Raw genomic sequence first — 14,542 nt, 5'->3', positions numbered from 1 at the left:
GGTTGCAGATGACTATCAAAGGAAGACTCGCACTGACATTAGCCGTTATTATTTCTGCTCTCTTCTTTCTGGCGCCGGCAATAAAACCTGATCTTCCCCAGTGGTGGGGAAAATACAAGATGATTCTCGGTCTTGACCTTCAGGGCGGTATGCATCTCGTGCTTGGCGTGGATCAGGATAAGGCCGTTAGCGCCGTTATGGAAAGGCTCAGCGCCGAGGTCAGAGACTCGCTGAGTGAAGAGCATATCAGGACAAAGAGAAGTGTCATTAGCGATTTATCAAAAATTAACCTTCGTCTCATGTCGGAAAAGCATGAAAAAGAAGCTGAAGAGATCCTTCGGAATGATTTTAGTCAGTTTGAATTGAAAAATCTCGGAAATGGCAACTTTATTTTAACGCTGAAGCAGGAAGAGATTGATGAAATCAAGAGATATGCAGTCGATCAGGGCATTGAAACTTTAAGGAACAGGATTGATGAACTCGGTGTAAGTGAACCCACTATCCAGAAGCAGGGTAAAGACAGGATACTCGTCCAGCTTCCCGGCGTTAAAGACCCTGACAGGGCAATTGATATTTTGGTAACGACGGCACAGCTTGAATTCAGGATCGTTGCCGATAGCAAGGGGCCCGGCAGAGAAATCGTTTATCAGAAAATCACTGAAAAGGGCACGAACAAGATTATACAGAAAAATGAATTTATTCTTCAGAAGCGAATCCTCATGACCGGTGACAGGCTCACCGATGCAAGGGTGAGAATTAACAGCCAGTACAACACACCCTATGTAGCCATAGAATTTGATTCAAAGGGAGCCAGGCAGTTTGAAAGGGTGACGGGAGAAAATGTAGGAAAAAGGCTTGCCATCGTTCTTGATAACAACGTCTATTCAGCGCCCAACATAAAGAGTAAAATTTCAGGGGGCAGCGCCATGATCGAAGGGAGTTTCACCATGGATGAAGCTCATGACCTTGCCATTATTTTAAGAGCAGGAGCGCTTCCTGCCCCTCTGGAAATTCTTGAAAACAGGACGGTAGGACCGACTCTCGGTAAGGATTCAATTGAAAAGGGCTTCCTCTCCATGCTCATCGGCGGAGTTATCGTTATCCTCTTCATGGCCGTCTACTACCGGTTTTCAGGGTTTGTTGCCGATATAGTTCTTATTCTAAACGTCGTATTTATTATGGCAGCCCTGGCAGGGCTCAGCGCAACGCTCACACTGCCCGGTATTGCCGGTATCGTTCTTACCATCGGTATGGCTGTCGATGCCAATGTCATTATATTCGAAAGAGTGAGGGAAGAGCTAAGGCTTGGGAAAACGCCCATGGCGGCCCTTGACAGCGGTTTTTCAAAAGCGCTTTTGCCCATTATGGACGCCAATGTGACAACACTCATTGCCGCCATCGTTCTTTTCGAATTCGGCACCGGGCCTGTTAAAGGTTTTGCCGTTACACTTTCAATCGGAATCCTGGCCAGCCTCTTTACGGCGCTCTTTGTTTCACGGTTGATCTTCGATATTTCCCTTTCCGGGAAAAAAGTCAGCAAGTTAAGTATATAGCAGTTGGGAGGATAGTTAAGTTTATGGAATTAATACGTTCTGGAACAAATATTGATTTTGTCGGCAAGAGGGGTACGGCGCTTATTTTCTCCCTGTCACTGATCATAATTACCATGGCCTCACTTATTTTGAGAAATGGTCCCAATTACGGAATCGATTTTGCCGGTGGAACCCTTGTTCATGTTAAATTCAACGATACTGCGCTTTCTATTGACAGCCTGAGGGATTCCTTAGCCAAAGTCGACCTTGGCGACGTGCTTGTTCAGGATTTTGGTGAAGGCGCAGGTGAATACCTTATCCGAATTGAAAAGGGAACGGGCAAGGTTGAAGACCTTTCCCATTCGGTAAAAGGCCAGTTGTCCGACAGTTTTGGGGCCGGCAGTTACGAAGTAAGGCGTGTCGAGATGGTGGGACCCCAGGTAGGCGATGATCTTAAGACAAAGGCGCTTATGGCTATACTTTACGCGATGGGCGGCATTCTCATCTATGTCTCCCTCCGCTTCGAATTCAGATATGCCCTTGGCGCCATCATTGCCATTGCTCATGATGTTCTCGTTACGGTAGGCGCCTTTGCCGTCACGGGTTATGAAATATCGCTTCCCGTGATTGCCGCCATCCTTGCCGTTATCGGTTATTCTCTTAATGATACGATTATTGTTTATGACAGGATCAGGGAAAATATGAAGCGGGTAAAAAAGGGGCAGGAAGAGTCCTGCATCAACCAGAGCATTAATGAAACGCTGAGCAGGACCATTCTTACATCGGTAACGACACTTATTGTCGTTCTGGCCCTTTTCCTCTACGGGGGAGGGGTTATTCATAACTTTGCCTTTGCCCTTCTCGTCGGTGTTCTTATCGGTACCTACTCGTCAATTTTTGTTGCTTCACCTGTGCTCATCTATTATGATGCGCTCTTTTCAAAAACTAAAGGGGCCTAGATGGAAAAAAGGTGGGTTTTTTACCACCAGCAAAGCGAGGAATGCAAAAAACTGGCGGGGGAAGTTAATCTTTCCCCCAAAGTTGCCCAGGTTTTAATAAATCGGGAGATAAACTCACCGGAGGAGGCATTCCGCTTCCTCAATCCTTCATTGTCCAATCTCCATGATCCCTTTCTCCTTAAAGATATGAAAAAAGGGGTTGAAAGGGTACTTCTTGCACTGGAAAAGAATGAAAAGATAACCATCTTCGGTGATTATGATGTAGATGGCACCACATCGACATCACTGCTGCTTCTTTTTTTAAAGGAAATCGAGGCAAATTGCGATTACTACATTCCTGACAGGCTCCATGAGGGTTATGGTCTTAACGTTGACGCCATAAAGAAACTTTCCCGGAGGGGAACGCGGGTCATCATTACCGTTGATAACGGCATAAGCTCATTTAAGGAAGTAGAGCTGGCCTGCAGTCTCGGTATGGATGTGATCATAACCGATCATCATCAAATCCCCCCCCACCTGCCACCTGCCTATGGCGTTATCAACCCTCAACAGGCTGATTGCAGCTACCCCTTTAAAGAGCTTGCCGGGGTAGGCATCGCACTCAATATGGTTATGGCTATTCGATCCGGCCTGAGAGAAAGAGGGAAATGGGAAAGGCAATGTGAGCCGAATATAAAAAAATACCTCGATCTCGCGGCACTGGGCACCATTGCCGACATAGCGCCCCTGACAGGTATAAATAGAATCATTACCGTACACGGCCTGAAGGAACTAAGCAGGGGAAACCGGCCCGGTATCAAAGCTTTAAAAAGGGTAAGCGCAATCGATTCGGGTGAAGTCAATGTGGGGGGTGTCGGATTTCAGTTGGGGCCTCGCTTAAATGCAGCAGGGAGAATGTCCAGTGCAGATGCCGGCGTGAAGCTTCTCACGACGGAAATAGTGAAAGAGGCCTCAACAATGGCTGAGGAACTCGATTCGGAGAATAGAAAGAGACAGGCCGTAGAGAAAGAGATCCTGGAAGAAGCCGTCGCCATGGTTGAATCGATGAAGCTTTACGAGAAATCATCCATTGTCATCCATTCAGAGAACTGGCATCCCGGTGTAATAGGAATAGTCGCTTCCCGGCTCGTCGATCGATATTATAAACCTTCCCTCGTTATTGCCGTCATCGACGGTGTGGGAAAGGGTTCAGCCCGAAGTATTGATGGATTTCACCTCTACAGGGGCCTTACAGAGTGCTCAGACCACCTTGAAGGGTTTGGAGGCCATAAATATGCTGCCGGAATTACCATCAGTCCTGAAAAAATCCTTCCTTTTGCTGAGAATTTCGACAGGGTAGTAAAAAAAAGTGTCCCTAAAGAGGACTTTAAACGGCCTCTTAAAATAGAGTCCTGTCTCTCATTTGAAGAAATTGATGATAACATTATCGAAGAATTGGAACGTTTGTCTCCCTTTGGCGCATCCAATGCAGAGCCTGTCTTTGCTACTGAAGATGTGACCCTTTTATCGCTAAGGCTTTTAAAGGATGCGCATTTAAAAATGACTTTTCAGCAAGAGGGCAAGACCTTTGATGCCATAGCCTTTAATATGGCGCATAAGCGGGTTCAGGAAGGGGAGCGTTTTTCCATTGCCTATTCACTGCGGTTTAATTACTGGAACAAGCAAAAGTCCATACAATTATTTATAAAAGATATAAAATGTTGAGCAATAATGTGCAACTTTCTTCTAAAGAAGTTGCACATGACATACTAAAGTGGTAGTATTTATTTCACACAAAGCTTTTGTGTAAAGAGGAGAGAGAGCTTTATTGGAAGCTGATAGAGACGAGCCGGACCTGGAAATCGGATTTAAAGATAACAGTCTGGCCCAATCACTTTTCGGTGAGCATAATTCAAATTTAAGACTGATTGAGAAAGTTTTTCCCGTAGAGATCAGTTCATCGGGGGCAAATCTTATCATCAGCGGAAGCCATGACGATATCGCTATTGTCAACAGCCTTCTTAAATCTTTGCATGAACTCCAGCTCAATGGGTACAAGCTGAGTCCTTTCGATATCGAGAGAGCAACAAGGATAGTCAGGGAAGATCCCAAGTCTCGCCTGCAAGATATTTTTCTTGAAAAGATATGCGTTTCCCCCAAAAAAAGAGTTATCTCTCCAAAGAGCGTTAATCAAAAAAAATATATTGATGCCATCAGGAAGAATGACATTGTTTTCGGTATCGGACCGGCCGGGACGGGCAAGACTTATCTCGCCATGGCCATGGCTGTTTCATCGCTTTTAAAAGGAGAAGTTAAAAGAATTATCCTGACACGTCCTGCCGTTGAGGCTGGAGAAAAGCTCGGTTTTTTGCCCGGTGACCTGATAGAAAAGGTAAATCCCTACTTAAGGCCGCTCTATGATGCGCTTCATGATATGGTTGATTTTAATGAAGTCAAGGATATGCTGGAGAAGGATATTGTTGAAGTAGCGCCCCTTGCCTTTATGAGAGGAAGAACCCTTAACGATTCCTTTGTTATTCTCGATGAAGCGCAGAACACGACTTCCGAGCAGATGAAAATGCTGCTTACGCGGCTCGGCGTAGGGTCGAAGGCTATTATTACCGGTGATATAACGCAAATCGACCTTCCCATGGAAAAGGTTTCCGGTCTCGTCGAATCGAAACGGATACTGAAAGGGGTAGAAGGTATTGTCTTTATTGATTTTAACGATAAAGACGTTGTCAGGCACAGACTTGTTCAGGACATTGTCAATGCCTACGAAAGATTAAAGAAAAAACTCAACTGATGCAAAACGGAAAGGAAGAAAGTAAAAAACAGAAGGTTGTCCCTCTTGTAAAAAAAGAGGGGGCAAAGCCAAAAGAATCACTTTCAGCCGGTACAGGGCTTTTCAGCTTCCTTAGTCAAAAGCCTCATCTGCAGAAGTCTTTCATTCTCTTTGTCGTCAGCATGGGTCTGGCATTAATCATTTCTCCCAACATCGTATCCAGTGTCTATGACTACGATGCAGGCGAGATAGCGAGGAGTAATGTAAAGGCGCCTCACGATTTTCTCGTCCAGGACTTTCCGTCTACTGAAAAAAAGAAAGAAGAAACGGGGTCCGCTTCCCTCTCTGTATATGATTTTGACGATGGCGCAGCTACCGTCACAGGAGAGAGGATATCAAAGAGTTTTCTCCTTATGCGGCAGTATCTTGCAGAAATTGAGGGAAATGCGGGGAAACTTGCCTCTTTATCTGCCGACAAGCAGGCCGGAAAGAGGAGGGAACGGCGCATGAGGGAAGCAGAGTCGGCTTACCTGGAAGAGTCACGAAATGAAAGAAAGCAGGCCTTTGACCAGGAACTTGGCCTGAAAATCGATGAAAAGACCTTTTTAATACTGGAAAAGCAGAACTTCAGCTCTCACATAGAGGATATTTTACGAAAAGCATGCTATGCAGCTCTCGTTACCGGTATTGTTGAAAGCAGGGAATTCCTCCGGCAGGAGATGGACAAGGGAATTGTCGTCAGGAGTGTGGGAAGCCAGAAGGAGGCTGAAGTTAAAGATATCTCGGAAGTGGTCGATTTAAACAGCGCCAGACTGAATGTAGTTAATGAAGTAAAATCTTATGCGGAACTCTGGAAAGACAAGGAAATTACCGCCTTTGCCAGTATGGCTTCAAGCCTTATCAAGCCCAATCTGACCTTAAATAAAAATGAAACGGAGGCAAGGAGGGAAAAGGCGGTTAATGAAGTGGGGCCTGTTTTTTTTCAGGTAAAGGCGGGAGAAATGATCCTCCGTGAGGGGGAGAGAGTCACAGCAGAGCATATCGTTAAATTGAAGGCCCTTTCAGGCGGTAAAAAGAGCAGGGAATGGTATCATAACCTTTTCGGAATGTTTCTTCTCATCAGCGCCCTTATTTATGCCCTCTATTATTTTGCAACAAGCAATATCAGGAAAATAACCCTGGAAACGAAAGACCTTCTCTTTCTTGCGCTGCTTCTTATGTTTTCCATTCTTTTCTTTGATATTACCATGCCCATAACGGACGCCCTTTCCAATGTGTTTCCTGCTATACCCGCTTCGGCCTACCGGTATTTCTTTACCGTCTCTGCCAGCGCTATTCTTGTGCGTATCGTGCTGAATTCAGAAGTGGCCATTATTTTTTCCATCGCTGTGAGTGTTTTGACGGCAATGATGATGAAAAACAACCTCTATTTCGGCATCTATTCCCTTGTGGGCTGTATCGTCGGCGCACAGGTGGTAAGGTTCTGCAAATACAGGGTAACGCTGATTAAAGCAGGCTTTCATATAGGGCTTGCCAATGCCGCCATGGTTATTGTCTTCGGACTACTTTCAGATAATCCCTATAGCGGGGAGTACTCCTTCGGTATACTTTTCGCCTTTCTGGGGGGAATTATGACGGGCGTTCTCGTTACAGGCCTTACCCCTATTATTGAAAGTCTCTTTTCTTATACGACCAATTTTAAACTCCTCGAACTGGCAAGTCTCGACCATCCCCTTTTGAAGGATCTCATTACCCAGTCGCCGGGGACCTATCACCACAGCTGGATTATCGGTAATCTCGTTGAAACGGCGGCAGAAGCCATTCATGCCAATCCGCTTCTTGCCAAGGTGAGCGCCCTTTATCACGATATTGGAAAGATGAAAAAGCCCCAGTACTTTTTTGAAAACCAGAAGGGGGGAAGAAATCCTCATGATAAACTCGCTCCCAGTCTGAGCAGCCTCATCATTATAGGTCATGTCAAGGACGGCATGGAGTTGGCAAAGGAGTATAAACTGGGCAAGGAGATTACCGATATTATCCCCCAGCACCATGGAACACGGCTTATCCGCTTATTTTACCAGAAAGCAAAGGACCAGGAAGATCCTCATGTGCACTCCGTTAATGAAAAGGACTTTCGCTATCCGGGCCCAAAGCCGCAGACCAAGGAGGCAGGTCTCGTTATGCTTGCCGACGCCGTGGAAGCGGCGGCAAGGACTATCCAGGAGCCGACGCCTGCCAGGATACAATCAGTCGTCAAGAAGATTATCGGAGATATTTTCGCCGATGGCCAGCTCGATGAATGTGAACTCACCCTTAAGGATATGAATGAAATTGCAAAGAGCTTTAACAGGATACTTAATGGAATATTCCACGCCAGGATCGATTATCCCGATCCCGACGATGAAGGAAAAAAGGGTATAAAAGTTAATGACGGTACTGATAAGCGGAAAAAAGAGACTGACAGGGGTAAGCAGGGAAAAGATCAGGAAAACGGCGGAAGCTGTTCTGCGCCTCTTGCAGTCATCTGACGCCGAGTTGAGCATTCTTCTTGTCGATGATGCCGAGATGACCGCCATTAATTCTGAATACCGCGGAAAAAACCGGCCCACCGACGTTATTGCCTTTGCCATGGGTGAGGGCGAGTTTGGTAATATTAACAGCAATATGCTGGGAGATGTGGTTATCTCTCTCGACAGGGCAAAAAAGCAGGCTATGGAAAGAAATGCACAGGTTATGGAGGAGGTAAGGTCGCTTCTCATCCACGGTATGCTCCATCTTCACGGCTATGACCATGAAAAGGATGAAGCCCAACGGCTGCTAATGGAAGGAAAGGAGAAGGAACTGCTTAAGGCGCTGGAGAAGAGAAATCTATGAAACCGGAAAACTGGTTTGAGACTCTAAACTGCGCCATTGAAGGTATCCTCTATGCCGCAAAGCATGAAAGGCATGTGAAGGTTCACTTTATTATTGCCGCAGCCGTTCTCACTTTAAGCCTCTTTCTCGATATAAAGGGCTCTGATTTTATCCTTCTTGCCATCTCCATCACCTTTGTTATCTTTGCGGAACTTATCAATTCGGCCATCGAATACACCATCGATCTTATTCATGAGGAATTTCATCCGCTGGCCAAGGCTGCCAAGGACGTGGCTGCCGGCGCCGTGCTGATTGCATCTTTCGGCGCCCTTATTATGGGATATATTATATTGTCAAAACCGGTTTTTGCATACAGCACAGTCGCTCTGGAGAGCATAAAAAGAGCACCCGAACATATAACCATGATTTCCCTTATCATTGTTATTATCGTCGTCGTCATTATGAAGTCACATATCGGTAAGGGAACGCCCCTTCACGGAGGAATGCCGAGCGGCCATTCGGCCATATCCTTTTCTGTCTTTACCGCCGTGTCGCTTATATCGATGGATCCTTTTATTGCCCTGCTTGTCTTTGCCCTTGCCCTCATGGTTAGCCACAGCAGGTTGCTCCTGGGAATACACAGTAAAGCGGAAGTCATTACAGGCGCCTTATTGGGCTTTTTAATTACGTTACTTTTTTTTCAACTATTCAGATAGATAAGAGGAGTTAAATTTGGGGAAAAATAATAATGATCGTTCCTTTTCGTGGAGGAACTTTCTGCCTTTTAAATGGAAGAAGGAGGTAACCCAGGAAGAGCTGGAGACCATTATCGATACGGGTCAGGAAACGGGCCTCCTCGACGAAGATGAAAATGAAATGATTCACCGTATCTTTGAAATGAAAGATATCGTCGTAAGGGAGGTCATGGTTCCCAGAACGGACGTTGAGGCGCTGGAAATCAACTCAAGCGTTGAAGATGTGGCAAAACTGGTCGTAAAGGTAGGCCATTCCAGGATACCCGTCTATGAGGAGAATATAGACAGGATTGTAGGCATTGTTTATGCCAAGGATCTGCTTAAATACTGGATCAGCAAGAGCAAGACCGACAAAATCAGGGATGTCATGAGAAAACCGCTTTTCGTTCCGGAAACAAAGAATATTGACGATCTTTTCAAGGAACTGAAAAACCAGCGCATTCATATTGCCGTCGTCGTCGATGAATATGGCGGAACGTCAGGTCTTGTTACCATCGAGGACCTTATTGAAGAAATTGTCGGTGATATCCAGGATGAGTATGATATCGAGGAAGATGAGTTTGTTGTTGTTGAAGAAGGTGAATACATAGCCGATGCCAAAATAGATATTGATGAACTTTCCGATAAGCTTGGTGTTATCATCCCAAAAGAGGATTATGATACGCTCGGCGGCTTTCTTGTCCATATGAGCAACAAGATTCCCGCAGTAGATGACGTTATAAATTATGAAAATATTACCTTTACCATTATTGAGGCTGATGAGCGGCGCGTTGCCAAGGTGGGGATAAAAATGGAGCCCCCGGCGGAAAAGGAGACAAACCTGCAAATCCAGCGGGAAGAGTAAATGAATATTAACGTTCTTGCGCTGTCTCTTCTTTCAGCGCTTTTTTATGTCCTTGCTTCCCCCTTCTTCGACCTGGAGCCTCTCGGCTGGCTTGCCATAGCGCCGCTCATAGGGGCCGTTACCTTAAGCCGGTCTCTGAAAGAGGCTTTCCTGGCAGGCCTTGCAGCAGGTGTAGCTGCCTATTCAGGGCTTTGTTACTGGCTCATAAATACAATGGTTAACTTTGGCGGTCTGGGTTATCTTGCCAGTTTCTTCTTTTTTCTCTTTCTTAATCTTTACCTGGCCCTCTACTGGGCCTTCTTTACGCTTTTACTGAAAAAGATTTCACAAAGGGGCCTCTCTCTTATATTAGGGGCGCCCTCATTATGGGTAGCCCTCGAATACCTTCGAACCTATCTTTTTACGGGTCATCCCTGGGGCCTTATTGCTTACACGCAATACAAGAATATTTATGCCATTCAGCTGGCCGATTGTCTTGGCGTATATGGAATTTCCTTTATCCTTGTTCTCTTTTCCAGCCTCTTTTTTCAGATTGTTGCCAAATTTATCAGGGAAAAAGCCCTCCCTTTCAGGGAGTTGGCCATGCTGTTACTCCTTATTGGCCTCACATTTTCTTATGGAATCATAAAAGTCAATTATTATAAAGCGCCGGAGAAGACCTTTCAGGCAGGGCTCATACAGGGCAACATAGACCAGGCCCTTAAGTGGGATAAAAAGTACACCGCCAAAACAATCGCTATTTATGAAGAACTTTCTCAAAAGGCCCTCCGTGAATCGGGTGATCTGCATGTTATCATTTGGCCTGAAACGGCTGTCCCTTTTTACTTCCAGCAGCCCGGCATTTTAAGAAACAGGGTAATGAGAATGTCGGGAACACTCGACAGCCCGATTATTTTCGGCAGTCCCGCTTATAGCTTTAAAGAAGATCAGAAAATAAATTACTTAAACAGCGCCTTTCTCATTTCGCCGGATAAGGAAAAGAGGAAAATAGAGGTCATTGACCGCTATGACAAGATTCACCTCGTTCCCTTCGGTGAATATGTGCCATTAAAGAAACTGCTTTTTTTCGTCGAAAAAATTACCCAGGGTATAGGGGATTTTACTCCCGGAAAGGGGGTCATGACCCTCGATGTGGAAGTCAATAACAGTGACAAGGTTAAATTATCTTTCGGTCCGCTTATCTGCTACGAAGCGATATTTCCCGATCTTGTGAGGCGATTTGTAAAAGAGGGCGCTAACGTGCTCGTTAATATCACCAATGACGGCTGGTACGGGAAGACATCTGCGCCATACCAGCATCTTTCCGCCATTACCTTCCGGTCCGTAGAAAACGGCGTATACATGCTTAGATCGGCCAATACGGGGGTAACAGCCATTGTCGATCCCCTTGGAAGGATTGTCAAAGAGACCAAAATCTATGAAGAATCCTTCATTACCGGAAAGATTTCCCCTTCCCGTAAAAAAACATTTTACACCCGCTATGGTGATCTCTTTGCAATGTTTGTATCTATCATCGCCATCCTTTTGCTGGCCCTCTCTATAAAGCCCCCTAATACCCCTTAATTATTCAAAATTTTTATTAACGTCCCCGCTGATGCGGTAAAGTGACTTGCCCTTAAGGGAAATGAATCGCTTTAAAAAATGCAAAGGCCTTTCTTTAAATTTGTAAATTTTACGCTATACTTGGAAATATATTTAAAAATATGGGCATTGACTTTGAAAAATTCGATGCCCATAATGACACCACAGGAAACGATGAAGATAGTCTTGATCTCATGTCGGCCTATCGTTTCCGGATAATTCGCTGCTTGAGAGGGGCAAGGGGCTGCTCTTATTTCTCGACAGGAAAGAGTGAATCTGCAACAGTCATTTTAAAAGGAGATAAATAATGGGAAAAGGCGACAGAAAATCAAAGCGCGGAAAGATCTGGCGGGGAACTACCGGTAAAAGACACCGGAATAATCCTAAAAAGACGGCCCTTGTCCTGGAAAAAGAGCCGCCTGCCGAGGTAAAGGAAAAAAAGAAAAAATAATCCTTCAGCGCCGGGACGGTTGCAGATACGCAGTAATTGTGTCACACTTTTAAGCGTCAATATTAACTTCCATTGCCACTTGCAATTCTAATAATAAAAAGAACCCCGTTCCGCATCAAGTGCGCAATGACAAGGGTTTGCGCCCGGATAAATACAAATTAACTGTCATTCCAGCGCCCTTACCGGAAAATATTCCTGCCCAATTCTCAATCCCATATTGGTTTAATTCCCTTTATAGTTTACAATAACAGACTACCACTAAACGAGAAGCGTTTGGGGAGCTTCATGAAAACGTTAATTTTCTTTTGCGGACTCTGGTCTGCCATGATAATCGGCTTTATCTGGTCCTTGAAAAAGTTGCCTAAGCTGCGGGATGACATGAAGGATATCAAAGACGAACCCCATAGCCTGCCCCTCATGAGCATCATTATTCCCGCCTGCAACGAAGCCGCCCATATCGGTTCCGCTCTTTCATCGCTGCTTCAGCAGGATTACCCAAACATGGAAATCATCGCCGTAAACGACCGCTCAACAGACGAAACGGGAGAGATCATCGATAAACTGGCAAAAAAGGATGAACGGATCAAGGCGCTGCATATTAAGGCCTTGCCCGAGGGCTGGCTCGGCAAGGTAAATGCCCTCCACCGGGGCGTGCAACTGGCAAAGGGGGAGTGGTTCCTCTTTACCGATGCCGATGTCCACTTTCACCGGGGAGCGCTGCGGCGGACACAGATGTACGCCAATCATTACGGGGCAGATCATGTGGCCCTTTTTCCCAAGGTCCATGTGAACAGCTTTTTACTCGATCTTTCGGTGCGAACCTTCGGTCTTCTTTTCCTGCTCTCTACCCGCTCGGCCCTGGTAAACCGCCAAGGGAGCAAAACACCCATGGGCATTGGCGCATTCAACCTGGTCAAGTCGGAAACCTTTCGCAAGACGCCCGGTTTTGAGTGGCTGCGTCTCGAACCCTGCGATGATTACGGTCTGGGACTCATGATCAACAGGGCAGGGGGGAAAACCCGCTTCGCCCTTGCCGAAAAAGACCTCTCACTCACCTGGTACGGCAGTGTAAGGGAAATGTTCAAGGGGCTTGAAAAAAACCTCTTCGGACCCGGTTTGGGATACCGGTGGTGGCGTCTGGCCCTTACCCTCTTGCTTTTATGGACATTAATCGCCATACCGCCCCTGGCGCTTGTAAGGGGGTTAGAAAGCGGCTCCCTGCCTCTCCTTACGGCAGCCATTGTTGCCTTCGGCATGAATATACTTCTATTCTTTCTGTCGCCGGAAAAGGGAAGGGCCAGGCTGACGGCTCTCTTCCTTCCCCTGGGTTTTTTTATTCTGGCGCTTATGATGCTCTGGTCGGGCGTAAAATGCATGATAAACGGCGGTATCGACTGGCGAGGCACGCATTATTCAACAAAGGAATTGAAAAAAGGGCAACGGGTGAAGTTTTAATTATCTTCCTCTGTATCAAAGTAAAGAATCCATGCCCAGAGGACATGGTCTTGCTTGAGCCCTAAAAGGCCTTGCTTTTCCTTCCCGTTAAAAGGCAGCCGAGTGTAGCCGTTGACTGAGGATGAAGGGCACAAACTGTTTGAGCGAAGCGAGTTTTTGTGCCCGCCGAAGGCAACGGTGGAAGGAGGGAAGTCCCGCCTTGGCGGGACCAAGTTTAGTAACTTAGAAATAACTTTCTGTTTCTTTTTACAGGAAGTTATTTCGTTAAGGTACTTATCCGGTTTTAACCGGGCTTAGGGCGGCCTTTCTTTTCTTACTTTTCTTTGTCCGCAAAAGAAAAGTAAAATTATTATGGCATAGCCTTTTAACTCTAACCCCGCCCAAAAGATGGGGACTTCAAAGATTAATTAGAAATAAATATGTCTCATAATAATAATGAAAAATGGCTGGCCCTGAGCTATCCCGGCGAGAGGCGCTCCGGGGCAGACCCGGCCTTTGCCCGTCAATTGCAGGACAATACGCGCCAATGGTGTAAGGAACACTTTTCCAAAGACATTTCACAGCTGGAGAAGACCCTGGCAAAGCTCGACACGGGGCTCTTTTCAGCGCTTGTCTATCCGGGGGCGGGGAGAAAGGCGGCACAGTTCGCGTCCGACTTCATGGCCTGGTGGTTTCTTCTTGATGACAGGCTAGAGTCCAGCCGCAAGCGGCGGCAGTCCGAAAAAAAACGGCATGCCCTCTTCAGAAGCTACATAGCATCACTGGAGGGCAGCCATGCCTTCGGTGACATTGAAGATTGCTTTGTTCCGGCAGCAAGGGAACTGGGGCGCCGTCTGCCGCAATTTGCAAGGCCCGAGCTCTGCAAAAGATTCTGCCATGCCATGAAAATGTGGCTCTTTGAAGGCATCGAAAAAGAGCCGGCCATTTGCGGTGATCCGTCGAAAACCGATGTTGACAGCTACTTTCATATCCGGCCCTTCTCTTCAGGTGTTCTACCCACTCTCTACCTGGGAGAACTGGCTTCAGCCGAAATGCCTTTTGACAAAGTCCACAGCCTCTTGCTCGATGCCTTTCTAAAAAAAGCGGGTGAGATTATCTATCTCGGTAACGACATCTTCTCTTATCACAAAGAGGTAAAAAGGCCCTGTAATTTTAATCTGGCCATGATACTGAAAAGAGAAAAGGCCATTAGCGAGCAGTCGGCGCTTTTAGAATGTGCCCGATATCATAATGAAGCGGTCAGCGAATATCTGGAACTGAAGGCGCGTCTGGAGGAATCAGGCGCAGGCGCGTGGCTGCAAGGCATGGACGACGTTCTTTCGGGCCTCATCCTGTGGCAGCAGTCGGC

The 14,542-nt window shown here is 46.3% G+C and carries 13 protein-coding genes; all 13 read left to right on the top strand.

The window, feature by feature from the left end:
• Window positions 1-8 precede the first annotated feature (8 nt).
• Window positions 9-1,553 (top strand): protein translocase subunit SecD, encoded by a 1,545-nt coding sequence (secD, locus tag OEV42_01355; GenBank protein MDH3972900.1) that lies wholly within the window; start codon window positions 9-11, stop codon window positions 1,551-1,553.
• A 23-nt stretch (window positions 1,554-1,576) separates the two neighbouring features.
• A complete protein-coding gene (gene secF, locus OEV42_01350) occupies window positions 1,577-2,491 on the top strand; it encodes a protein translocase subunit SecF (protein ID MDH3972899.1) in 915 nt (304 codons plus the stop codon).
• Window positions 2,492-4,195 carry a single-stranded-DNA-specific exonuclease RecJ gene (gene recJ, locus OEV42_01345; protein MDH3972898.1) on the top strand — a complete coding sequence of 568 codons (1,704 nt, stop codon included), beginning with the start codon at window positions 2,492-2,494 and terminating at the stop codon, window positions 4,193-4,195. It abuts the gene before it with no gap.
• A gap of 103 nt (window positions 4,196-4,298) precedes the next feature.
• Complete coding sequence (locus OEV42_01340; protein ID MDH3972897.1) at window positions 4,299-5,276, top strand: PhoH family protein; 978 nt, start codon at window positions 4,299-4,301, stop codon at window positions 5,274-5,276.
• The gene (locus OEV42_01335) at window positions 5,276-7,783 is read left to right on the top strand and encodes an HDIG domain-containing protein (GenBank protein ID MDH3972896.1); all 2,508 of its coding nucleotides are present in this window, start codon (window positions 5,276-5,278) and stop codon (window positions 7,781-7,783) included. The genes OEV42_01340 and OEV42_01335 overlap by 1 nt, the downstream gene beginning before the upstream one ends.
• Window positions 7,683-8,129 carry an rRNA maturation RNase YbeY gene (ybeY, locus tag OEV42_01330; protein MDH3972895.1) on the top strand — a complete coding sequence of 149 codons (447 nt, stop codon included), beginning with the start codon at window positions 7,683-7,685 and terminating at the stop codon, window positions 8,127-8,129. Before OEV42_01335 ends, ybeY begins: the two co-directional genes overlap by 101 nt.
• Complete coding sequence (locus OEV42_01325) at window positions 8,126-8,824, top strand: diacylglycerol kinase (protein ID MDH3972894.1); 699 nt, start codon at window positions 8,126-8,128, stop codon at window positions 8,822-8,824. Before ybeY ends, OEV42_01325 begins: the two co-directional genes overlap by 4 nt.
• 16 nt (window positions 8,825-8,840) lie before the next feature.
• Complete coding sequence (locus OEV42_01320; GenBank protein ID MDH3972893.1) at window positions 8,841-9,707, top strand: hemolysin family protein; 867 nt, start codon at window positions 8,841-8,843, stop codon at window positions 9,705-9,707.
• Window positions 9,708-11,270, top strand: a complete 1,563-nt coding sequence (gene lnt / locus OEV42_01315) for an apolipoprotein N-acyltransferase (protein ID MDH3972892.1) — start codon at window positions 9,708-9,710, stop codon at window positions 11,268-11,270. It begins immediately after the preceding gene.
• Window positions 11,271-11,410: 140 nt separating this feature from the next.
• Window positions 11,411-11,596 carry a hypothetical protein gene (locus OEV42_01310; GenBank protein ID MDH3972891.1) on the top strand — a complete coding sequence of 62 codons (186 nt, stop codon included), beginning with the start codon at window positions 11,411-11,413 and terminating at the stop codon, window positions 11,594-11,596.
• Window positions 11,596-11,739 (top strand): 30S ribosomal protein THX, encoded by a 144-nt coding sequence (locus OEV42_01305; protein MDH3972890.1) that lies wholly within the window; start codon window positions 11,596-11,598, stop codon window positions 11,737-11,739. Before OEV42_01310 ends, OEV42_01305 begins: the two co-directional genes overlap by 1 nt.
• 285 nt (window positions 11,740-12,024) lie before the next feature.
• The gene (locus OEV42_01300) at window positions 12,025-13,194 is read left to right on the top strand and encodes a glycosyltransferase family 2 protein (GenBank protein MDH3972889.1); all 1,170 of its coding nucleotides are present in this window, start codon (window positions 12,025-12,027) and stop codon (window positions 13,192-13,194) included.
• 419 nt (window positions 13,195-13,613) lie between these two features.
• Window positions 13,614-14,542, top strand: a 929-nt coding sequence (locus OEV42_01295; GenBank protein MDH3972888.1) for a hypothetical protein, incomplete at its 3' end; no start/stop codon positions are given.

Source organism: Deltaproteobacteria bacterium (genome assembly GCA_029860075.1).
Taxonomy (GTDB): domain Bacteria; phylum Desulfobacterota; class JADFVX01; order JADFVX01; family JADFVX01; genus JAOUBX01.
Note: the sequence above shows the minus strand (reverse complement) of the source record. Positions and strands in the feature narration are given on the sequence as shown.